This window comes from Clostridium nitrophenolicum, from assembly GCF_055391695.1.
Genome location: NZ_AP042469.1, coordinates 1662005 through 1686193, shown reverse-complemented (window position 1 = coordinate 1686193; position 24189 = coordinate 1662005). Strand labels below are relative to the sequence as shown.

Here is a 24189-nt window from a genome sequence, read left to right as displayed (position 1 = left end):
AAAACTACTAAAAATTTAAGACAATATTCCTAAGTGCATATTAAAGGCTCTAAACTTACAAAACTGTAAGTTTACTTGAATATAAATGAATTTGTTCTCCTTTAAATCTAATTTAGAATTTATTTGTAATAGAAATATATTCTAAATCTAGATTTATGGAGGTTTAATAATATGAAAAAAGTTATAGCTTACACACAAAGGTTTTTAATTATCTTTGTACTTATTGCTTATATTTTCCCTTATTTCTATTCCTCAGCAGCTGTAATATATCATGTGTTTAATACCACACAAACTGTTTCAGCAAAAGAAAGTAAAGAAAAAAGCACTCCACCTTTATTAAATAACCAAAATAAAGAACCTTTAAATAAGGAGAATGTAGAAAAATTTGCTGATAACACTTTCAATGAACAGTTAAAAAAATTTAACGTGCCCGGAGCAGTTTTTGCTGTTGTCAAAGATAACACTGTACTTTTTGAGAAAGGATATGGATATTCTGATATAGATAAAAAAACACTCGTTGACCCTAAAACAACTGTTTTTAGAGCCGCTTCTGTTTCAAAACTTTTTACAGCTACAGCTGTTATGCAGCTTAAAGAAAAAGGTAAGGTAAATTTAAATGAGGATGTAAATAACTATTTGAAAGATTTTAAAATAAAAAATACTTATTCAAAACCTGTAACATTAGAAAATCTCTTGACTCATACAGGTGGTTTTGATGAAAGAATTGTGGGAGAACAAACAAAAAGTTATCTTGAGGAAAAGCCACTTAAAGATAACTTAATATCTCATACACGTCCCATAATTCGAGAACCAGGTGAAGCTCCTCAGTACAGTAATTATGGTATGTCTGTAGCTGGTTATGCTGTCGAGAGTGTATCAGGTACTCCTTTTAACAAGTATGTAGAGGATAGTATATTTAAACCCCTTAATATGAATAATAGTAGCTTTGCTTTTAATGATAAAATACTAAACAATCTATCACAAGGATATGATTACAAAAATGGTATGTATAAAAAAGTACCTGTTTACGGAGGAGTCCTCCCACCAGCAGGCGGATTGAAAACCACAGCAGATGATATGACTAAATTTATGATTGCTCATTTAAATAATGGCGCATATGAGAATACACGCATATTGAATAAAGACACCGTAGAAGACATGCATAAAAAGCATTTTTCCTTTAATGAAAATACCCTTGGAGTATGCTATGGCTTTTCAGAAAAGTATACAAATGGTACAAGAATAATTTATCATCGTGGGGATGATTATGGTTTTCACAGCATGTTATGTTTAATACCTGACAGTAATATAGGATTTTTCATTTCAACTAATGGTGAAGCGGGAATCAATATGTGTGTTAGTATAACAGATCAGTTTATAGCTAAGTACTTCAGTCAATCTAATACAAAAGTTAATATAAATAATAAAGTTAACTTTGTAAAAAGTGATCTGAAAAAATTTGAAGGAAGCTATCAAGGTACTAGATATCCAAGAAATGAAATAGGAAAATTGTTTCTACTAATGCCTTCAGCTATAAATATAAAAAGCACTAATGATGCACTAGTTATAAAATATTCTGGCGGGGAAGATAAATATATGGAAATAGAGCCTTTACTTTTTAAGAATGTTAAGACAGGAGATGCTATTGCCTTTAAAGCAGATAAACAAGGAAATATATGCTACATGCTTCCAGAGGGGTCAACAACAGTGGCCTTTGAAAAAATTTATTGGTACCAAAATCCTGCACTTCATAGAATAATTTTTATGTCCTTTACAATACTATTTTTGTTGCTACTTTTGGTACAAGTAATATTAATTATAAAGAGAAAGGATGATACTAAAGAAACTCTTCGTAATAAAAATATTACACTACTTGTGTGCATCTTAAATTCATTATTTTTAGTTGGCATGATTAAAGAGTGTCTCTCTCTATCACATATGCTTATGTTTTTACCTGAATTACCTAAAATAGTTATCTGTCTTCTGTTTATTCCGATAATCACTACAATATTAACTTTATATTTAATAATTTCAACATTCATATACTGGAATAAGCGAAGTGATACTTTGGTTTCAAAGATATGGACTATATTAGTCTGCTGCATATTTTTAATTTTTAATCTATACCTAAATTACTGGAATCTATTTGGCTTCAAATTTTAGTTAAAGGTTATATGCTTCCTTCTATAATTAAAGTATAATATATTTATTACGACTACTGGAATATTGTAACTATACTTTAAAAAGGAGGAAGCTATTTTGTATAAAATACTTATTATTGAAGATAATGTTAAATTGACTGAGCTTATAAAAGAATACCTTGAGAAATATGGATATGATGTTGCTGCTATAGAAAATTTTATAAATGTGGAAGATGATATAAAAAGCTTAAAACCTAATTTAGTTCTTTTAGACATAAATCTCCCATATTATGATGGATTTCAGTTGTGTAAAACCTTTAGACGTTCCTCCACAATACCTGTAATTATTATTTCATCAAGAAACGGAAATAACGAACAGATTAGGGGCCTTGAGTTGGGTGCAGATGATTATATTGTCAAACCCTTTGATTTTGACTTTCTTCTTGCTAAGATACAAGCAGTACTCAGACGAGTATATGGTGAATATTCAACGGAGACAAGCTTAATAGAGAGTGTTGGAGGTATTAAACTTAATAAGGATACTTTTAAAATGCTTTATAATAATATTGAGGTTGAACTTAGTAAAAACGAATTTAAACTTTTGAGCAAACTTATTAAGAATGAAGATAAAATTGTTACCAGAGAAGAGCTTTTAGAAGAACTTTGGGATGATACTGTTTTTGTAGATGACAACACTTTAACAGTGAATATAGTAAGGATTAGAAGCAAACTTAAAGAAATAGGTATTAACGAAGCTATAAAAACAAAGCGAAGCATTGGCTATATGTTTCAATTTCATTAATCATCAAGAGGTATTAATATGAATAAGAAGATATTAATAAACTTTTTAAAAGACAAGCTACAGCTTACCATTGCCTATTTTTTTAATACACTTTTGATTATTCTTTACTGTCATTTGCTTAATGGAAAAATTGATATATTATACCCTTTGTTAATATCTGTAGTAATCTACTTATTTTTAATATTAAATGAGTGGATTAAATATTATAAGTTTAATAGAAGTCTTAATGAAGGCATAGAAAATAAGTACTTTAATTTAAGCCCTAAAACAATTGAGCAGCAGGAAGCTTCTAAAGCTATATTCAAAATACATGAAAACTATACAAATACAATAAGTAGAGTTACTGCACAAAACACCGAATATAAATATTTTCTATCACAATGGGTTCATAATATGAAAACTCCGGTCTCAGTAATTAATCTCATTCTTCTAAAATGTATTAAAGAACTAGATTTTGATAAAGAAGATTGGAAAACAAATATATCAAAGTTATTTTATGATATACGGGAAGAAAATAATAAAGTAGAAAATGGCTTAGAGCAAATACTAAATATTAGCAGACTTGACGATTTTTCAAAGGATTACGAACCTCAGACAGTAGACCTTGTTACCCTTATAAAAGAAGTTATAAATAGTAAAAAAAATCAGTTTATATATAATAATGTTTTTCCTAAAGTGGAGTTTCAATGTAATGAAGCATTAATTATCACTGATAAAAAGTGGAATAAATTCATGCTTGAACAGATTTTATCTAATGCCATTAAATACTCTAAAAAAACTGATAAAAAGAGCTATGTGTATTTTGATATAAATATTAATGATAAAGAAACCAAACTTACAATTAGAGATGAAGGAATTGGCATACCTAATTATGATATAAAAAGGATTTTCACACCCTTTTTTACAGGGGAAAATGGCAGAAAATTAAGAGACTCTACAGGTATAGGTTTATACATATGCGCAATGATAGCAAAAAAATTAAATCACAGTATAGCTATAAAGTCAGAAATTAATATTGGAACCACCCTTTCAATTACATATATGTCTAAAGTTTAAAGGTAATGGAGTGAGCCTATGGAAGTTTTATGTGCGGAAGATATCGTTAAAGTATACGAAGGAAGCTTAGAAGTTAATTGTACAAATGTGTTAAATGGCATAAATCTAAGTGTAGAAGAGGGAGAGTTTATTGCTATTATTGGACAGTCTGGAAGTGGAAAAACAACCCTACTAAATATATTATCCGGTATTGATAAGCCTAACAGCGGAACTGTAAAGATATTAGATAAATACATAACCTCATTAAGTAAAAAAGAAAGCACAATCTTTAGACGTGAAAATCTTGGAATTATATTTCAAGAATTTAATCTTTTCGATAATATGACTCTAGCAGAAAATGCTGCTCTTCCACTTATATTTAAAGGAAAAAGTTCTAAAGAAATTGATGAAAAGATAGTAGAGTATTTTACCTTTTTCAATATATATGATATTAAAGATAAGTACCCTTATAATGTTTCCGTAGGTGAAAAACAAAGAACAGCAGCTTGTAGAGCATTGCTAACCAGTCCTTGTGTTATCTTAGCTGATGAACCAACAGGAAGTCTCGACCCAAAGACTTTAAAGAAGTTTATGAAGTATATGGAAGCCTTAAATGCTGAAAAAAAGGTAACAATTCTTATGGTCACACATGATATGTATGCAGCAAGCTATTGCAAAAGGGTTATCTTTTTGAAAGACGGTAGAATATGTACAGAAATATATCGTAAAGAGGATCAAAGTGCCTTCTTTAATAGAATATTAGATACACTTTCAGTGATTAGTGGGGAATGATATGAATTTTAAACAAATATTATTTAAAAATATAAAATCAAATTTAGAGCAATATGCTGCCTATACCTTTTCCTTAATAACCTCAATTTTATGCTTCTTTATTCAATCAATACTCTATAATTCACAGGTGGTAATCGGTGAAAATAACTTTTTTGTAGTTCCAACAATTAGTGTGTTTAACACATCTTTATGGTATGTCTATATGTATATTTCTTTTTCTAAATATAGAGAAAGAGAGTTTATACGTTTCTTAACCTTAGGTATGACATGCGGAGAGCTTAAAATATTAATCTTTTTAGAAAACATTTTGATTTTTTTAGTATGTATACCCACCGGCTTAGTTTTAGGTTTAATTTTTTCAAAAATTATAGCTCTTTCTTTATTCAATTTTTCCAGTATACATATCCTAACTTTTCAGTTTAAATCAGTTGTTTATAAAATCATCTCTTTACATTATGCTGTGCTTACTACTGTTTTTACTTTGTGGTCATTTAGGTTCATAGATAACTTAGGTATAACAAATACATCAAATTGTGAGTGCCTATCAATAGCTCATACTAAGATCTCAAAGCTAATAAAAATAGTATTAGTATCTTTAATAATGTATTATCTTTATTGGCTGGAAAAGTTTAATCTTACTTCTGATGCTAGATATTATGTTGATTTTGCTTTCTTTTGCATAATAGGAACTTATATAATATTTTTATTTGTTATAAAGACTTTTAACTATTTTATAGAAAGAAATAAGAACTTTTACTATAAAAAGATTTTGCTAATAAAAGAACTTAAGGCTTTTTTAAAAGATGATAACATTGTAATTTTCTTTATTATCTTTTTGAACTTTATGTTTATTATTTGCGAAAGAATTCGTCATCTACCTAATATAAAAACGACTTTTGATTTCTTTAGTATTTTTCAAAAAGATACTTTTAATTTAATAAATGTGTTTAGTGTTTTATTAAGCTTTTTTGTATTTGCCAACATACTGTACTTTAAAAGTAAAATAGATTTATATAACTGGAAGCCAAGAATAATTAAATTACATAAAGTTGGGTTAACAACTAAAGAAGTACATAATATTTTATTATGCAAGCTTAAGTTAACATTTTTTTTGCCTGTAATTTTAGCAGCTTTCGCATGTGTTTCATATAATTATATCTTGAACATCAATAATGAGTTTGCTATGAATACTATTAAAATATTATTATGCTATTTTAGCATACAATTTTTAGGATATATTATTACTAAGAATAAAATATTATTTTTTAAATCTTAAATTTCTTCATATATTCTTTATATAAATATTATAAAATCTAGTTACAGAATAATTGATTTTAGGCATTATGTACTTTAAAAAATAGAGTGATTACAATGATTAGTACTATTATGTAACTTAGAGGAATATAGGAGGAATAGTTATGAACTGTCATGAGAACAACAAATAAAATCTCAAAGATTATAAACATAGTCCATTAAAACATATGCTGCACATGATTTTATGTTGTGGGCTACCTATACTTATTGTAGGATTTTTACCACTTATAACAAGACTTAGTCCTAGCGCAGGCAGCTTCGTTGGGAAAATAGTACCATTTTTATGTCCAATAATGATGGTTGCTATGATTTTTACAATGATGAGTGGCAAGAAAGAAAAAAGTTGCTGCAGCAGCACTAAACAAGATATTGATACGAAAGAAATAGTTTAGACCAATAATACAAAATGAAGAGGCCAAATAATTTAGCGGCCTCTCCATTTTTCACCCTTTACTTAGTTACAGCTCTATTCAATGATTTATTAAAAGATATCATACATTATCTCCTGATCTTTAGAGGTTAATTGAATTATTCTTAAAATTACAATTCTATTGTTTTATCTGTTGGCATTAATTCTCCTTGAGGTATTTTCCCACGAATATATTGAATCCATAAGGAGTTTATCCAGTCATCTTTATAGTCAAATACAAGACTATCTAATATCAATCCAAAGTCGTCGGAAATATACGCTGCCATATTCCCTGATAAAGTAATATTATATACTTCTAAAAATATGACTCTTCTTAATTTTTCATCATGTTTCCTATATATTTCTGTTAAGTTCTCCTTTTGTTTAATTTTGTCTACTTCATTATAAACTCGAGTCCACTGTGTTGAAAAAACCTCACAATCTCTATTGTTTAAAACTTCATCTATTTGTGCTGCATCTAGTGTTTTAAGATAATTTATAGTTCCATCTTTAAATATATCTAATATTTTCACATATGCTAATTCAATATTTTCTATTTTCATTATTATCACTCCAAATCTAAAATAGCCTTTAACTTTCTACCACCTTAATTAATATTCTACAAAATTACAAATAAACCTTCCTAATTTAAACAAATATTCCAATATTGTTTCAAAACATGTATAAAGGCCCATTAATTTTTCTTTTAAGTTAACTTACTATTCGACTCTAGAGCTTATAATGAAGTTTTATATTACAAGCACCTTATCTAAACTTGTATCATAGCTATACTTTTTGGAGTACCTTACTTAATTTTTATTTTCACCACTTAGATCCACTAGATTTGCATTCTCTATATAATCCTCTATAATCTTCCTTGACATATTAAACCAACTTAGGCAGTTATCAAGTATTACAGAGTCTCCCGTTACAGTTCTCTCTAATTTCCACAAAATAGGGTCAGCACTGGGCACTAGCTCAACTTCAGTAGAAAAATTCCAATTTAGAGAGTGCTTCAGTATCTTTTCTCTGAGCCTTCCTGAATTCGAAACAGGAGCATCAAGAAAAAACTTGGCATGAGGTACTTTAAGCTCGCTAAAGCTCTTTCCAATAAGCTCTAGTGCTTTATCTGTTTTATCAATAAGTCTGTAACTTCCCTGTAAACCTGCAATATCTCTAACAACACCGTCATTGCCAAGTATTAAGACTCCTCCAGAAAGAGCAACTTCAAGGGTTATAATTAAATTAAATCCGTCAATATAAATGGTTCCATCTTTTGCAGAAGAATACGGGAGCAAGTTTAGCTTTCTCTTCTCACACTCATCTTTGGTACTTGTTGAACGCTTTAATGCTTGACGCTGGCGTGCCGAAAATTGATAGCTTCCACCGACTAAATCCATAATCCCATTTATTTTATAGCCTCTATTAAGAAGCCACTCTACTTCTTCCTGAGCCTTTTGTAGTTTTAAAACAGCTTTCTTTGAAAACCATCTATCATCTTGAGGATCAACACCTCTTTTAGCTATCCTTCCTGTTGGCATTTCATCTAAATTCAAATATAACACCCCATTCATTTGATATCGTATATATTCCAAGTCTTTAGCTTCATTATACTCTAAATATTAAATGTTATTATTCTTATTAGAAAAATCTCAAGATTTATTAAGAAAATTAATAATATATATTTTATAATCAAATATAATAAAAGCTTACCTTACTTTAAGAGAGATCCTTAAAGCAAGATAAGCCTTTTATTTATATATATTTATAATAGCGATTTATTTATGCAGCCTTTTTTATTGAAGACTTATTCGCATTTTGTAGTGAACTGTTTTTACGTGAATATGTAAAGTAAACTATAATTCCTAACGCTAACCATGTTAAGAAATATATCCAAGTTGTCTTTGATAAGTTAGACATTAAGAATAGGCTGAATACTACTGCTAGTATTGGCACTAATGGTACTAATGGAGTCTTAAAGCTTCTCTTTAGGTTTGGATGAGTTTTTCTTAATACGATTACAGATGCAGCAACAAGCATGAATGTTGATATAAGAGTCATATTTGCAAGGTCTGCTAATTGTTTAAGATCAACAACACCTGCTATTAAAGCAGCAGTACAACCTGTTAGCCAAGTTGAGAAAGTTGGCACATTTGTTTTTGCATTTATATTAGAAAATGCCTTTGGAAGTAATCCGTCACGACTCATTGAGAATAGTATACGGGATGTACCAAAAATATAGGCTAACATAACTGCTGTAATTCCTACGACTGCACCAATTGAAAGAATGGAGGCAGCCCAGCCTTGTCCAACTTCATTTAGTGCGAATGCCATTGCATCTCCAACATTTAATAGCGAGTAATGAGTAATACCAGTTAAAACTAAACAAACCACAACATATATAATTGTACAAATAATTAATGAAGCAATGATTCCTATCGGAAGATCCCTTTGTGGATTCTTTACTTCTTCAGCAGAAGTTGAAACTGCATCAAATCCTGTAAATGCAAAGAAAACAGATGCCGCTCCTGCAAACACTCCTTTTAAACCAAATGGCATAAATGGATGCCAGTTTTGAGGTTTTATAAAGAAAGCACCTACAGCTATGAATAAAACTATAACAGCAACTTTTACTATAACCATAAAGTTGTTTACTTTCTTACTTTCTTTTGTTCCTCTTGAAAGTAGGTAAGTAACCAATAGTATTACTATAGTTGCTGGGAGATTCATTATACCTCCCTGACTTGGAATAGTTACAAACTGTTTAGGTATATGTATCCCAAATTCACCTATAAAGCCATTAAAATAAGCTGCCCAACCACCTGCAACAGAGGATGTGCTTACGGTATATCCTATAACAAGCGACCATCCTACAAGGTGGGCAATTATTTCACCTAAAGATACATAGATGTAAGCATAAGAACTACCCGAGGTTGGTATAGATGCCGCAAATTCAGCATAGCATAAACCAACAAGCATACATACTATTGCAGAACAAATAAATGATAATACAACTGCTGGACCTGCATCTCTCGATGCTACAAGTCCTGTTAGAACCATAACACCTGTTCCTATAACTGCACCGATACTCATTAAGGTTACGTCAAAGGAACCAAGAGTTTTTTCTAGTGATGCAGATTCGTGACGTTCTAAAACCGAATCTACACTTTTTTTCTTAAAAATAGAGCCCATTCTTTTTAATCTCCTTTTTCATCTCTTACTAAAAATTTTGTTTATAAATTAACCAAATACTTTATAATAATAAAAAATATATTATAATCCGTCAAATTATGAAACTAACATTTCATCGAAATTATTTAAGTTTTTCTTTAAAACGCTTAAAAATTCATCACTATTTTTACAATTTGATTTAAATTATTCAGAAAGGTTAATATAATTCGAAAAGTGTCCTGATTCACATATTTCTAAAACTATATTTCATTATGCATAAATATACATTAAATGCTACTAAACAAGTATTGTTTTAAATTTCAAACTTGTTGAAATACTCGGTAATTTATATTTGCTTTAAAGAGATAACCCCACCAATTTTGAAAAGGTATAGAGAATTAAGCTAAAAATTAAAAGCCTGTATACTTAGTGGATACAGGCTTAATTTTGCTATTTACTTTTATGAAAAGAATTCGCTAAGTTAGCAATATTTAAATTTTATAAGTTCTCCTTAACTACTCCACTATATTGCTCAATTAAATTTATAAACTCATCTTTATGCATTGTATCTTGCAAAACTCTTTTGGGAACAATATAGGCATTTACAGAACTTATATAGATATAAATATATTCTTTAGTCTCTATAAGTCTCTCGACGACATTCCAGTTAGTGTTAATTTGTTTTTCCTTCTTTTTACTACTAATTTAAAATATTTTGGATAGAAAATTACCCATTATTAGTCCAATCTATATAATTAATCGTTGAACCATGCTTGGTTAAGTATCCTTATGCCTTCAACAATTTCATTTTCAGAACTGCTACCAAAACCGAGCAAAACCATATTATTAGAATATTTATCTTTCCTAATCCAGAATGGTGATACTGGATATACTATAATACCATGATCTCTAGCTTTTTTTATTGCTTCTTCTTCGTACATTCCATTATTGAACTTCAGTAAAATATGCAAGCCCGCGTTTTTCCCATGGATAATAATCTTATCTCCCATTAATTCATGAATTGCATGAACTAATATATCATGTTTTCTTTTGTTTGAAAGACATATTTTTCTTAAATGTCTATCCCAATGACCTAAATACATAAACTGTTGAATTATTTTTTGTTGAATTACTGAAACGGCTGCCTGATACCTATTAAAAAGTTTATCATATCTTTCCATTAATGATTGTGGTAATACCATATAATTTACACGCAAGCTAGGTGACAAGGATTTTGAAAATGTGCCTATATAGACAACAGATTCTTTTGAATCAATACTTTGTATTGATGGAATAGGTCTTGAATTATATCTAAGCTCACTATCATAATCATCTTCAATTATAATTCCATTTTTTCTTATAGCCCAATCTAATAGCTTTAATCTTTTTTGAATTGGCATCACTGCTCCTGTTGGAAATTGATGGGAAGGTGTTATATAAACTATCTTCGCTGAACTATTTTCTAATTCCTCAATATTAATTCCATCTTTATCTAAACCAATTGGAATAACATCATACCCGTTATTGATAAATATATCCCTTGCACCAACATACCCCGGGTCTTCTAAAGCTATTTGATTAGAATCTCCTCTAAATAATTGGCACAGTATGCTTAAACAGTATTCCATACCTGAGGAAATAATGATTTGTTCCGGATTACAAGAAACACCTCTTGATTTATTCAAGTATTTCATAATTTCTATTTGTAATTCCGGTTCCCCTTTTCTTGCTTTGTATGAAGTCATATTTTCAGCACTTATAGATGATAAACATTTGTTTGAAATTTTCTTCCATAAACTTAATGGGAAATCATCAGCACTTAAACTTCCATACTGAAAATCATATTTATGATTCTTATAATCTGCTTCAGCCGTTATCTTTTCATGTTCTTGATTATTCTTAAATTTTTCTCCCTTTAGCTTTGAGATTATTAAGCTATCTAGTTTTAAAACAATAAACCCACTACCTGCCTTACTTGCAATGTATCCTTCTGAACAAAGCTGTAGATACGCACTTTCAACTGTGTTTCTGCTGACATTTAATGTTGTTGAAAGCGTTCGTGTTGAAGGGAGTTTACTGCCTTCTGAAATTTGTCCTGAAATTATTTTTTCTTTTATCTGTTCATAAATTTGCAAATATAATGGAGTACTGGAATCACTATGCAGAATAATCATCTTTATAAACCACCCCTCACAAACTGTATCCTATAAAATAATTAAAACTGGCACTTTTGAACATTACAGTTTGATTGTATAATTGTTCTATGGAAAAGTCAACGGGCTCGTAATGAAGACTTTTCAGGTAGTTTATTTTAAAAAATTAGATAATTATTTTTAAAGAGGGGGAGAAATCAATGAATACAAAATATGTGGTTATTATTCAATGTGATATTGCACATAGACGCTGCAGCGGTTTCGCTTGTACAAATGCTTTTTATAATAAAGAGGAAGTCTTTAAGAACTATGATGACACCACTAGATATATTTCCTTTACCTGCGGCGGCTGCTGTGGAAAGGGAATTGCCGCTAAATTAGAACATCTTTCTAAAAAATTGAGAATTGAAAATAATATAGGCAAAGATGAAGTTGCTATACACTTATCTTCTTGTATGACAACGGACCATCATCATTATGATAGATGCCCTCATATTGAATATATCAAAGATATTGTATTAAAAAAGGGTTATAAAAATGTTATAGAGGGATCTTTCATAAGTAAAAATGCAGAAAAGAAGAGAGAAGAAGGTATTTATAATTGTTACAGCGATTCATAGAATTTCAGAGGAGGAATCATAAATGTTAAACGAAAAATTACTTGAAGTTATTTCTCACGAAGGAGTGACAGCTATCGCCTCTTGCAGTAATAACGAAGTGCATGTAGTTAATACTTGGAACTCATATATTAATACTACTGAAGATGGTAGATTATTAATACCAGCTGCTGGGATGCGTAAAACACAAAAGAACGTAGAATTAAATAATAAAGTTAAAGTAACTGTAGGAAGTAAAGAAGTTATGGGATATAAATACTTAGGTACAGGCTTCCTAATTGAAGGAACTGCAAAATTTGTTGAATCAGGTTCAGAATTTGATATGATGAAAGAAAAATACCCTTTCCTAAGTAGAGTGTTAGAGATAACAGTTACATCTGCAAAGCAAACACTTTAGCATTATGTTATCTAGCTCCAGAAAATGAGCACTTTTATTAAATAAAGTGCTCATTAAGCTAGCATAGCACCAACCTTCCCACTAAGCGGGTGTATAATTCACTAGTAATCTGTTAATTTTTGTATTATGAATTTTGAAGCTTTTCTAGAAGACGAATTCAAAGAAAAAATATATAAGTTTATAATCAAATAAGATTTTGTTTCTTTAAAAATTTATAAAATGCGTAAGAATTAACTAATGAAATAAAATATGAAAAGTATGTCGCTATTATATTCCAATGATTATAGTAAACTACTCTCCCCATCCATACTCCATACCACTCTATTAATGTAAGCGTTAAACCCGTCACCGGTAATAGAATATAAGCTCTAATATGATATTTTCTCATAAGTTCAATAGTAACACATGGATAGAGGCAAAATAACCCTATGCTAAAGGGTAGTGCTGAAAGATTATTAAGATTAAAAGGATATAGGCGCCAAAAATAGTAAAATCCTAAATCGTTAACTATAAATGATATAACACTGGCAAAGGGAGCTATATAATATATAATTTTATATTCACGAATAATAGTTAAAGCAATTATCCAAGGAATAATAAAGCCTAAAACAATATTTAAAACCATGAACTGCACCTCCGCTTTGTTCATTTCTATAATTTCTCCTTTATTAAAAACTTTATGCCATATCATATAATTTACTGTAAATAATTTTTTCAATAATAACGAAAAAAGCGACTGGCTTTTACCAGTCGCTTTTAATTTTAAATTATTTTGCAAGTTCATATAATGTATGAGCATATATTTTAGCATTCATAACAAGATCGCCAATTTCAATATACTCATTAGCCTGATGGTCAAGATCTGGCTTTCCTGGGAATATCGGTCCAAAACCAACTATGTTTGGAAGTTCCTTAGCATAAGTTCCTCCACCTATTCCATAAGCCTTTGCTTCTTCACCTGTCTGCTCATTGTAAACTTTAAGAAGAGTTTTAACTAACTCACCATCTTCTGGATAGTAAAGAGGCTCATCAGCATCTATTCTCTCTATTTTAGCACCACATTCAGCAAATCTTTCAGAAAGCTTATTCATTATTTCATCACCCTTCATTGTAACAGGGTATCTCATGTCTATCCAAAGATCTGACATTTCTTCGTTAAAGTCAGCTACTCCAACATTTAATGATAATTTTCCTGATGGTTTATCTTCACATGCTATTCCAAGTGAAGTACCTTCTGTTTCTGATCCAACATTCTTGTTAAAGAAATTGATATAATCTGCAAGTCCACAAGTTCCTTTAGCAATTGTTCCTAAAAACTCCATTGCATACATTACAGCATTTTTTCCCAATTCTGGCATACTACCATGAGCTGATACTCCAAAGGATTTTACAACAACATCCCCATTAACAATTTCAGCATTCATATTGTATCCTGTTTTAGCCGCAAATTCTTTTACAGCATTAACAATACTTTCTCCATCCTTTGTAGCTATTACAACCTCACATTTGTCTGGTACCATATTAGGTCTTATTCCACCTTTTATTGATTTAATTGCAAGTCCACAGTTGCAAGGCTTTAAAGGTTTAACAACGTGAAATCTTCTTATACCTTTTTCTGCATTTATAACAGGATACATAGCATCTGGTGTAAATCCAGCAACTGGAGCCTTTTCTTTCTTATTGTAAATATGCATTTCGCCGCTTCCTGTTTCTTCATTTGTTCCAAAAATAATTCTAACTTTCTTTGAAAGTGGCATATTAAGTTCCTTTATAGCTTTTAGTCCGAAAAGCGCTGCCATTATTGGACCCTTATCATCCAACGTACCTCTTCCAAACATTTTATCATCATGAATTTCTGCTCCATATGGTGGATGAATCCAGTTATCTCCTTCAGGAACTACATCCATATGGCCAAGAACTGCCACATAGTCTTCTCCTTCACCATACTCTACATATCCGTAGTATCCTTCTTCTTCCTTGTATGTCTTAAATCCAAGGCTTTTAGAGATTTCAAGTGCCTTATCAAGTGCCTTTGCTACGCCCTCACCAAAAGGCATGCCTGGCTTTCCTTCTTCTTCAATACTCTTAATTTTAATTACTTCTTGAGTTGCCTTAATAAGTTCCTCTTTCATTTCATCAATTTTTTTATTAAGTTCCATATCGGTTCCCCCTATTTTTAATATTTTTACAAAAAGTAATACATTTTTATCTATGGCACATTTTGTATATTTTTATTGTATACCTCTTCTTACACTTTTTCAACGATATTGAATTATTTGTTGAATTCATCATTATTTTTGCTAAAAATCCGTCAATTTTACAATTAGACTTAAAGATATTTACTCCATTATTAAAGGACTAGCTCTTTCCTAGCTTTTTCATTGTAAAAAAATCATTTAATATAAATATGTTTCCTTAAGTATTTTCCTGTAATAGAAAAACCTTGGTTTATCAAATTTCTAGGCTCTCCTTGAAATATAACTTTTCCTCCTTCTTGACCTGCTCCTGGACCTAAATCTATGATCCAATCCGCTTGACTCATTATATCAAGATTATGTTCTATCACAATTAGTGTGCTCCCTTGGTTAACAATGCGATTCATAATTGTTATAAGCTGTGACACATCGGACATGTGCAGTCCTGTAGTAGGTTCATCTAATACATATATATTCCCTTCCTTTTCTAACTCTGCTGCAAGTTTAACCCTTTGAAGTTCACCTCCAGATAGTGTGTCTAAAGGCTGACCAAGAGTAATATAGCCTATTCCTACATCTTTTAGACTTCTTAAAGTAGGTAGTATTTCTTTCTCATCGAAAAATTCCATAGCCTCATCAATTGTCATCTTAAGAACTTCACTAATATTTTTCTTTCGTAATTTAAGCTGCAGTACTTCTTTAGTGAACCTATCTCCTTGGCATGCCTCACAAACACCTACAATAGGATCCATAAAAGCTAAATCAGTATATGTTATTCCTAAACCCTTACATTCTGGGCAAGCTCCCTTGGAATTAAAGCTGAAAAGAGATGCTTCCACCTGATTCTCTTTTGCAAACAACTTTCGTATAAAATCAAAAATTCCTGTGAAGGTAGCTATATTAGAACGCTTAGAGGCTTGAATTGCTCTTTGATTTATAAAAATTGCTTCAGGATAATATTGTGGTAGTACTTGGTTTATGAGAGTGCTTTTGCCCGAACCAGCTACTCCTGTAACCACAGTCAGAACACCTATAGGAATATCAACAGAAACCTCTTTCAAATTATGCAAAGTAGCCTGTTTTATAGATAACCATCCTTTAGGTTCTCTAGTACTTTCCTTCAAACTAGATCTATAATTCAAAAACTTTCCGGTCAATGTATCTGCTTTTAATAATCCTTCCACTCCTCCCTCATACATAATATTGCCACCATTTGTGCCAGCTTTTGGCCCCATATCAATTACATGGTCTGCAATTCTAATAACATCGGGGTCATGCTCCACTATTAAAACAGTATTTCCTTTATCTCTTAATAACCTCAAAAGATTATTAATTCTATTTACATCATGGGGATGAAGACCAATACTTGGTTCATCAAAAATATAAGTAATATCAGTTAAGCTGCTTCCTAGCTGACGAACCATTTTTATTCTTTGAGACTCACCTCCAGAAAGAGTTGCTGTCTCTCGACCCAAACTTAAATAGCCTAGCCCTATAGAATTCAAATGCTCCAGCCGATTGATGATAGCTTTCACCATTGTATATGCAGAAAGTTCTTTAATAGTTTCCATAAAGCTAATTAAGTCACTGATTTGCATTCTTGTGCAATCTGCAATATTTTTACCATTTATTTTACACCCCAATACCTCTTCTTTAAGTCTTGCACCCTTACACAATGGGCAAATACCCCTTGCAACCACATAGTCAATCTCCTCCTTATATAGTTTCGCTTCCCTAGATTCTTTATTCAAAAAAGTTCTTTCAATTCTTGGGACAATTCCCTCATACTTTGAAGTGGTAGGCCAACCGTTGGTAGGATTTGGTGGCTTAAACCCGGTTTTGTAAAGCAGTGTATTCCATTCATCCGAACTATAATCTTTAAGCTTTTTGTCATTATCAAAAAGACCTGTACAGACATAACGTTTCCATCTCCACCCTCCTGGTTCAAAAGTTGGAAACAGAATAGCCCCTTCATTTAAGGATTTATTTTTATCAAATAACCTTTCAACATTTATTGTATCCACCTTTCCTAACCCTTCACATTTAGGACACATTCCCATAGGATTATTGAAAGAAAACACATCAGAATACCCTACAAAAGGATTGCCAATTCGTGAGAATAACAAACGTAGTAAGGAATAAATATCTGTTATAGTTCCAACTGTTGACCTTGCATTTCCACCGATTCTCTTTTGGCTTATTACAATTGCTACAGAGAGATTCCTGATAGAATCTACATCAGGGTGTCCATAATGTGGAAGACGATGACGTATGAAACTTGAATAGGTTTCATTTAATTGACGTTGTGACTCTGCTGCAATTGTATCGAATACAAGAGATGACTTTCCAGAGCCTGAAACACCTGTAAAAACAGTAATTTGCTTCTTTGGAACCTTTATACCAATATTCTTTAAGTTTTTTTCTCTGGCTCCAATAACATGTATATTATTATCACATTTTTCTTCTCTCATAGTAATCTCCTTTTACTAAACTTGTTTTTATACTTAATAAAACTATTAAAACTCTAAACTCTGCTATTCTCTAAGGCACAAACATCTTAACCAATATTGATAATCCCCTTACTTGAATTAATCTTTTAATTTAACAAGCATATATACTTTGAGTATCTACCATAAATACTGTATACTAAAAACATGACAATTGTTGTCTATTTTTATTAAAATTAATCTCTACATTATAAAAATAGTTCCTGTTGTAAAGGAGAGTTTATATGTCAAAAGCTAAGAGAATATTTGATTTAATTATGTATGTAAATACTAAGAGAAGTTTTACTGCTCAAGATGTTGCATATGAATTCAACATATCTGTTAGAACTGCACATAGATATTTAATGGAAATAAGTGAATTAGGAGTTCCTATATATACTGAGCAAGGTAGAAATGGCGGGTATCGCACACTAGAAAACAGAGTTCTTCCTCCAATTATATTTGATGAAAACGAAGCTACAGCAATTTTCTTTGCCTTTCAATCACTAAAATATTATAAATCATTACCCTTTGATACAGATATCGATTCAGCTTCTAGAAAATTGTATGCTAGTCTTCCTGAGGATGCTAAAAAGAAGATAAGTCGCTTAGAATCTCTCATATGTTTATGGAACCCAAAGCGAAATATTGCTTCACCCTTCTTGAAGGATATAGTTGAAGCATCTATTCAGAACAATATATTAATAATTGAATATCTATCAAAAACAAAGAATAAAAAAAGAGAAGTTAAACCAATCGGCACCTATGCACATGACGGACTTTGGTATATGCCTGCTTTGGACCTTGAAAAAAATAAGGTTTTATTATTCAGAGTTGATAGAATACTATCCTTAGAAATTTCCGAAATAACTTATGAGTTTCCGATGAATTTAATAGATTGGTTTGATAGCTATACAGTTAAAACACCTGTGAGATTATATGTTGAGCTAACAAGAGAAGGGATAAGACAGTGTCAAAGTAAGCCATGGTTAGAGCCTCATATTATTATTACTGATGATGAAAATGGATATATTGACACAATAATCGATAGAAGCGAGATAGACTTTGTTTCTAGCTATTTTGTTCAGCTAGGTACTTGTGCAAAAGTTATTGAACCACAAGAAATAATAGATAATATTAAAAAGCAAGCTTATAGTCTGATAAATCATTATATATAGCTAAAAACAATATAGTTCTATTAACAAAGACTGTACTTTCACATACAGTCTTTGCATTAATATTTCCATAAGTTTTTATTCAACAGTAAATTCAGGTAATTGTATCTTAGTTCCATTTACATTTAACTCACCTTGATATATATCATTATCTAGTGTAGTTTTAAACTTACAGCTACCACCAGTTAAAACTGATTGATCTATATATTTATAGCTGTTTGTTCCCTTGGAATATACTGTTATGGTAACATCCCCTACCTTATCATTGTTGGCTGTATAAGTTATTGTTACAGTTCTATTGTTAACTTGAACTAATGGATTAGTTCCAAACTTATTAGTAGTATTTCCTGAAGAACTGCTACCACCGCTTCTGTCGCCACCACTATTTCCAGTAGCAGGCTTTGAAGGTTGCTGTGAATCTAATTTATTCTTTACATAACCTTTTATTTTTTCCTGAATAGAGTCTGGTACTACTGAACTTCCACCAATTACAGTAATTGCAGTACTCTTAATAACATTTTCCTTAAGAAAATCTTCTGTTATTTGAGGCATTGTAGTATAGGTTAATACCATTGGCGCTTCTTTTTGAGCTGCTAAAGCTGATCCTGAAAGTGCATCTGCAAACTCCTTACCTGTAGGACCTTCTCCTAAAGCTATAAAGACATTGTCAAATTTAATATCTTTAGAAAACTGTTTTAATACATTAACATTAGTTTCGTATCTATCCTTTCCTCCAAGTCTTGTAGAGGAATTGCCCTTTATCTTATTTAACTTGTCTTCTACATTTTTGCCTACAACCCCTTGAAGACCAACTATATATGAATTAGATATTTTCTTATCTGAAATATATTTTTCAATACTATCCGGTAAAACATTCCTATCTGTTAAGAGTATTGGCATTCCTTTTATTGCAGCTACTGAAGAAGCAGACAATGCATCTGCATAATTGTATCCATAAGTAACAAAAACTGAATTTACGCTCCCAAGCTCCTCTGCAACCTTAGTAGAAGTTTCAAATCTATCTTTTCCATATATTCTTTTTACATCTAGCTTATTACTTAAAGAATTGGAAATAGTATCTATGACTTGAGGTGAAACTACCGCATCTCCACCAACTACTATTATATGCTTAGCTTTTAATCTTTCAAGCTCTTGTTTTGTAGCCTCTGACAAGTTACTACTTTCTGTTAAAAGTACTGGTGCACTATACTTTTTAGCTAGTGGTATTGAGCATAATGCATCTGCAAATTCTTCTCCATTAGCAATGACAGCATAATCTGAACCATTCTTCCATCCAGACTTTGAAACATTAGCTGCTGTTTCATATCTATTCATTCCACTTAATCTCTCACTTTGAGGAGCTGTACTTTCGCTTGCTGATACTATGCTGTTTCCACTTACAACAGCTAAAAAGGCGCATAATAGGGCTAACTTTTTTATTTTCATACTTCTTATCTCACTCCTTTTTGTATATTGACGATTTAAATTTTATTTAACTGGTATAACTCCCATTTGTGTTAGTGGATTCATAGTATCTAAACCATCCCAAAGGAAGTACTTCACAGTATATTTCCCTGTATTAGGTATAGCAAGTGATACTTGAAGTTTTACATACTTTTTAGAATCAATAGCTTGTTGTGACGCTCCATAAGTTACCATGCGGTTATTTACATCAAACAATCCTACAATTAGGGCAGCACTCTTAGTAGCGGCAGAAGTATTAGTAACTTTTAATGTTACTTTTGCATCTTGTCCTAATGTGAAATGATCTGCAGCAGTTGCATTCTCTATAGTAAAATCTGAAGTAGCTGGTACATCTGGAATATCAGTTTTATCTGGTACAATATAAGCAGGATCAAATGCATCCTTAAGCGCATTTTTATCTACAGTTGGAGCTTTATAGTTAGTTAAAAGTACTGCTCCTAATTTTGCTGGAACATCTAAAGTTACTTTTCCACTTGAAACTGTATATTCTTTTCCACCTATAGCATCTGTAAGTACTGTACCATCTGCTACAGCTCCCTTAACCTCTACTTCTAAACTGTTTACAGCATCTCCTCTATTTATAACAACTACCGCATGATCTTTAGAGTTGTTTCTTGAGAATGACATAATGTCTTTAGAATTTGCTACTCCAGTAGCCTGAATATCTCCAGTGCTTAAAACTTCATTACTGTGTCTTAAATTAGCAAGTTTTGAATACCACTCAACTAATTCTTTATCACCTTTCCCCCAATTAGCTCCTCTTCTATTGTCTGGATCTTTTGCTCCTACCATTCCCATTTCATCACCATAGTATATGTCTGGTGCACCTGGGTATGTCATTTGGAATAATGGTACAAGTTTTGATAATCCTTTAGCCTTGTCTGTAGCTGGCTTAGCTATAACTTGGTCAGTTGAGTCCTTTATTATTCCATCTAAGTGAGACATAACTCTTTCAGTATCATGAGAAGCTACAAGATTAAACATTGCTTGGAAAGCTTCTTTGGGATACTGTTCTCTCATAGCCTCAAGTGCATTAAATGAATCTTCTGCACTGATAGTCCCTGTAACATAATCTAAAACAGCATTTCTAAATCTGTAGTTCATTACTGAATCATACATATCTCCTAAGATATATTTTGATGCATCTGACCAGATTTCTCCTATTATCACATTGTCTTTACCTTCACCCTTAACAGTGTCTCTAAAATGTCTCCAAGTTTCATCTGAAACTTCATTAGCTACGTCAAGTCTCCAACCATTTGATCCATTTTTTAACCACAATCTTGAGTTTGCATCTTTTCCATCTATTATTTCATCAGCCCAAGACTTAAGGTTATATTCTGAACCATTTGGTTCTTGATTTACAGGCATTGAATCATATCCGTACCAACCTTCATACTGATAATAAGGTGTTACTGCATTACCATCCTTGTCCTTATCAGTCTTACTGTTTTTTACTACAAACCAATCTTTATAATGTAAATCTGTAATACCTTGAGCTGCTAAATCTTTAGTAACTTTAGCCTCAGCATCAGCTTGTGACATACCTTGACTAGCGTTCATAGTATCATAAACTCTTGACCAATATTGGTATGCACCTATTGGACTACCTGCTTTAAAATATTTTCCATATCTATCAAAGTATACAGAGTCATCTGATACGTGATTAAACACACCATCTAGTACAACATACATTCCTCTATCCTTAGCTGCTTTAGCAAGAGCTATAAAATCATCCATATTTCCAAGTAGAGGATCTACTTTTCTATAATCTGAAGTATCATATCTGTGATTTGATATTGAAGCATCGATTGGATTCATATAAAGTACTGTTACACCTAATGCTTTTAAGTAATCCAGCTTAGCTTGTATTCCTTTTAAGTCTCCATCGTACATTTCATTACACCATATGTGATGCTTATATTCATCGCCTACAGTTCCACCATCAGCTATATACTTAGGGTCTACAACTGGTGTACCATCTTCATTATATTTTGTTTTTCCATTTGCATCTTTTAAATACTCAAAGTTTGGATTTTCAGGTATAGCATACCAGTTTTTATAGAATTCATAATCAGCTGGCCCTCTTGATGTCAATTGAGCTTTATCATTGGATGGATCTCCATTAAAGAATCTATCAGGGAATATTTGATATATTACTCCATTTTTCATCCAATCTGGCGTTTTAAAGTCAGCTTTATATACATTCAAATCATAAGTTTTAACTGATCCAAGAGTACCAGTTATTCCTGGTCCAAAATATCCATCATCATCTCCGTAAGCCTTTACATCTGAACCATTGGATACTACGAAATAGTATTTATATAAACCTATTGTATCTGGGGTATATTTAACTGTCCATCTATCATGAGCATCATCAAAGGCTCCATTTTTATCCATAGGTAATGATTTCTTTGAACCATCTTTACCTGTAATTAGAAGTTTAGCTGATGTAATATCATCTTTTGCAGCTTTTAAATTAAAGGTAATTTCAGAGCCTTGTGGTGCAGCACCAAAAAGTGATTTGTATTGTTCATCTCTTGAATTAAAGTAAATTTCACTTAAATTAATAACCTTGTTAGATGAATCATTAAATACTGAATCTGATTGGAAATCATAGCTTATAGTTACTATTTTGCTATTGTCTGTTATATTTATATCACCTACAGGTAATTTTTTGTCGCCTATTGTAACAACTAAGTCTTTATACTCACCCTTAGTTAAAGTTACTTTTGCACTGTATATACCTGCTAGAGTTTCATCTTTCATTACTGTTTCAGCAATACCTGTACCTGAAAGCTTAACATCCAGCATTTTATAAGATGTAGAATCTAAAGCATTATGACTATCATCATTGTACCAAAAGGTTATATTTTCAGAGTCACCTACAACTAAAGGAATATTAGCTCCTCCTGCTACTCCACCTTTTCCATAGTTTTCTGTCCAACTCCCCATAGCTATTTTATATTCATAACTTCCTGTTGGCACAGCCTTTAATGTAAAGGTATAGTTTCCATTTCCGCTATAAGTAAATGTAGTTTTGTCTGAGCTTGGAGTCCAAGCAGCTTCTCCAGCAACTGTTTGTATAGAACCAGCTAGTACTATTTTTCTACCTGTATACTGTGGAAAATCGTAAATTGAGCTTCCATCTGCATCTTTTTTATCATTAGATGGATCTGTAATATAATTTCCATCTACTAAAAATTTGTATGCTAACGTTTGCGCATTGTCACCTACTCTCTTAGTAGTAGACCATACTCCATTTTTATCTTTAGTCATAAGTATTTTATTAGTTTCACCATTTGTAATGTTACCAACTAAATAAACTGCTTTTGCATCTGCGTTTTTATAAGAGAAAGTCACAGTACCATTAGCATTTATAACTGGACTTGCAACTGGTTTTTCAACTGCTGTGAATCCAAGAATCTCATCTATTTTCTCCTTTGAAGGATCCCAACTTTTACCTCCCTCCGCTGCTGTATCTAATCCACCAATCAATGTAGCATATTCTTTAAATTGAGCTGCATCATTTACTGAATCAAAAACCTTTCCATTCTTCGAATCAAATCTAAAAGTTACTTTTCCTGGAGTTGTTACAGAAATTTTCTTATTATTTCCATTGTCTCCATAGGACACATCTAAAGTTCCATTCAAAGCAACTTTGTAATTATAATCTCCTATAGTTTTAAAATCCACAGTTAATTCATAAATACCATTTAAATATTCTTTCATTAATGTAGCTTTATTCATAGGTTGCCAATCATCACCTAAATTATTAGCTTTGATGAAATCCCCTACTAGTGTAACCATTGTGTCTGATGTCGCTACGTTGTTAGCTTTAACCTTTGTGTTAAATACAGGCATTAAGGTCATTATGAATACAAAAATCACAAATAAACTTAAACCCTTGTTGCACTTTTTCATTGCATCTCCCCCTTAAAAAATTTTTATCAAGAAACCGTTTGCATATAATATATTCTATACTATGCACAATTTTCCTTCTAAATTTTTTAAATT

At 31.3% G+C, this 24189-nt stretch carries 19 protein-coding genes; 9 read left to right on the top strand and 10 right to left on the bottom strand.

The annotated features are described in order from the left end of the window. Positions 1-171: 171 nt before the first annotated feature. The 6 genes from ACZ5N4_RS07850 (at position 172) to ACZ5N4_RS07825 (ending at position 6476) form a co-directional block, all read left to right on the top strand. A complete protein-coding gene (locus ACZ5N4_RS07850; RefSeq protein ID WP_464208726.1) occupies positions 172-2163 on the top strand; it encodes a serine hydrolase domain-containing protein in 1992 nt (663 codons plus the stop codon). 96 nt (positions 2164-2259) lie between these two features. Beyond that, on the top strand, positions 2260-2943 hold the full coding sequence (locus ACZ5N4_RS07845) for a response regulator transcription factor (RefSeq protein ID WP_464208724.1): 684 nt from the start codon (positions 2260-2262) through the stop codon (positions 2941-2943). Positions 2944-2961: 18 nt separating this feature from the next. Next, a complete protein-coding gene (locus ACZ5N4_RS07840; RefSeq protein ID WP_464208722.1) occupies positions 2962-3999 on the top strand; it encodes a sensor histidine kinase in 1038 nt (345 codons plus the stop codon). Positions 4000-4017: 18 nt separating this feature from the next. Continuing rightward, entirely contained in the window at positions 4018-4770 is a 753-nt protein-coding gene (locus ACZ5N4_RS07835) for an ABC transporter ATP-binding protein (RefSeq protein ID WP_464208720.1), read from the top strand. Position 4771: 1 nt separating this feature from the next. After that, positions 4772-6046 (top strand): hypothetical protein, encoded by a 1275-nt coding sequence (locus ACZ5N4_RS07830; protein WP_464208718.1) that lies wholly within the window; start codon positions 4772-4774, stop codon positions 6044-6046. A gap of 214 nt (positions 6047-6260) precedes the next feature. Then, complete coding sequence (locus tag ACZ5N4_RS07825; protein WP_464208716.1) at positions 6261-6476, top strand: hypothetical protein; 216 nt, start codon at positions 6261-6263, stop codon at positions 6474-6476. 148 nt (positions 6477-6624) lie between these two features. Here ACZ5N4_RS07825 and ACZ5N4_RS07820 read toward each other — a convergent pair whose 3' ends face one another. The 5 genes from ACZ5N4_RS07820 to pdxR all read right to left on the bottom strand — a co-directional run bounded on the left by ACZ5N4_RS07820 (position 6625) and on the right by pdxR (position 11838). Next, a complete protein-coding gene (locus tag ACZ5N4_RS07820) occupies positions 6625-7056 on the bottom strand; it encodes a hypothetical protein (RefSeq protein WP_464208714.1) in 432 nt (143 codons plus the stop codon). A 246-nt stretch (positions 7057-7302) separates the two neighbouring features. Continuing rightward, positions 7303-8049 carry a DUF434 domain-containing protein gene (locus ACZ5N4_RS07815; protein WP_464208712.1) on the bottom strand — a complete coding sequence of 249 codons (747 nt, stop codon included), beginning with the start codon at positions 8047-8049 and terminating at the stop codon, positions 7303-7305. A 226-nt stretch (positions 8050-8275) separates the two neighbouring features. Further along, positions 8276-9685, bottom strand: a complete 1410-nt coding sequence (locus ACZ5N4_RS07810) for an amino acid permease (RefSeq protein WP_464208710.1) — start codon at positions 9683-9685, stop codon at positions 8276-8278. Positions 9686-10162: 477 nt separating this feature from the next. Further along, positions 10163-10342, bottom strand: coding sequence for a YcxB family protein (locus ACZ5N4_RS07805; protein ID WP_464210866.1), 180 nt, complete (start codon positions 10340-10342; stop codon positions 10163-10165). A gap of 77 nt (positions 10343-10419) precedes the next feature. Next, the gene (gene pdxR, locus ACZ5N4_RS07800) at positions 10420-11838 is read right to left on the bottom strand and encodes a MocR-like pyridoxine biosynthesis transcription factor PdxR (protein WP_464208708.1); all 1419 of its coding nucleotides are present in this window, start codon (positions 11836-11838) and stop codon (positions 10420-10422) included. A gap of 179 nt (positions 11839-12017) precedes the next feature. Here pdxR and ACZ5N4_RS07795 point away from each other — a divergent pair, with 179 nt between their 5' ends. Both ACZ5N4_RS07795 and ACZ5N4_RS07790 read left to right on the top strand, forming a co-directional pair. Further along, positions 12018-12437, top strand: coding sequence for a CGGC domain-containing protein (locus tag ACZ5N4_RS07795; RefSeq protein WP_464208706.1), 420 nt, complete (start codon positions 12018-12020; stop codon positions 12435-12437). Between the two features lie 22 nt (positions 12438-12459). Beyond that, positions 12460-12831 (top strand): pyridoxamine 5'-phosphate oxidase family protein, encoded by a 372-nt coding sequence (locus ACZ5N4_RS07790; protein ID WP_464208704.1) that lies wholly within the window; start codon positions 12460-12462, stop codon positions 12829-12831. Between the two features lie 184 nt (positions 12832-13015). Here the strand turns inward: ACZ5N4_RS07790 and ACZ5N4_RS07785 are convergent, their stop codons facing one another. The 3 genes from ACZ5N4_RS07785 to ACZ5N4_RS07775 all read right to left on the bottom strand — a co-directional run bounded on the left by ACZ5N4_RS07785 (position 13016) and on the right by ACZ5N4_RS07775 (position 17497). After that, a complete protein-coding gene (locus ACZ5N4_RS07785; RefSeq protein WP_464208702.1) occupies positions 13016-13609 on the bottom strand; it encodes a hypothetical protein in 594 nt (197 codons plus the stop codon). Further along, on the bottom strand, positions 13599-14990 hold the full coding sequence (pepV, locus tag ACZ5N4_RS07780; RefSeq protein WP_464208700.1) for a dipeptidase PepV: 1392 nt from the start codon (positions 14988-14990) through the stop codon (positions 13599-13601). Before pepV ends, ACZ5N4_RS07785 begins: the two co-directional genes overlap by 11 nt. Before the next feature lie 233 nt (positions 14991-15223). Continuing rightward, positions 15224-17497: an ATP-binding cassette domain-containing protein gene (locus ACZ5N4_RS07775; protein WP_464208698.1), complete on the bottom strand. Its 2274-nt coding sequence runs from the start codon at positions 17495-17497 to the stop codon at positions 15224-15226. A 260-nt stretch (positions 17498-17757) separates the two neighbouring features. Between ACZ5N4_RS07775 and ACZ5N4_RS07770 the strand changes: the two genes are divergently transcribed. Then, positions 17758-18690, top strand: coding sequence for a helix-turn-helix transcriptional regulator (locus tag ACZ5N4_RS07770; RefSeq protein WP_464208696.1), 933 nt, complete (start codon positions 17758-17760; stop codon positions 18688-18690). Between the two features lie 75 nt (positions 18691-18765). Here the strand turns inward: ACZ5N4_RS07770 and ACZ5N4_RS07765 are convergent, their stop codons facing one another. Beyond that, a complete protein-coding gene (locus ACZ5N4_RS07765; protein ID WP_464208694.1) occupies positions 18766-20133 on the bottom strand; it encodes a cell wall-binding repeat-containing protein in 1368 nt (455 codons plus the stop codon). Between the two features lie 42 nt (positions 20134-20175). Further along, a complete protein-coding gene (locus ACZ5N4_RS07760; RefSeq protein WP_464208692.1) occupies positions 20176-24096 on the bottom strand; it encodes an alpha-amylase family glycosyl hydrolase in 3921 nt (1306 codons plus the stop codon). Positions 24097-24189 lie beyond the last annotated feature (93 nt).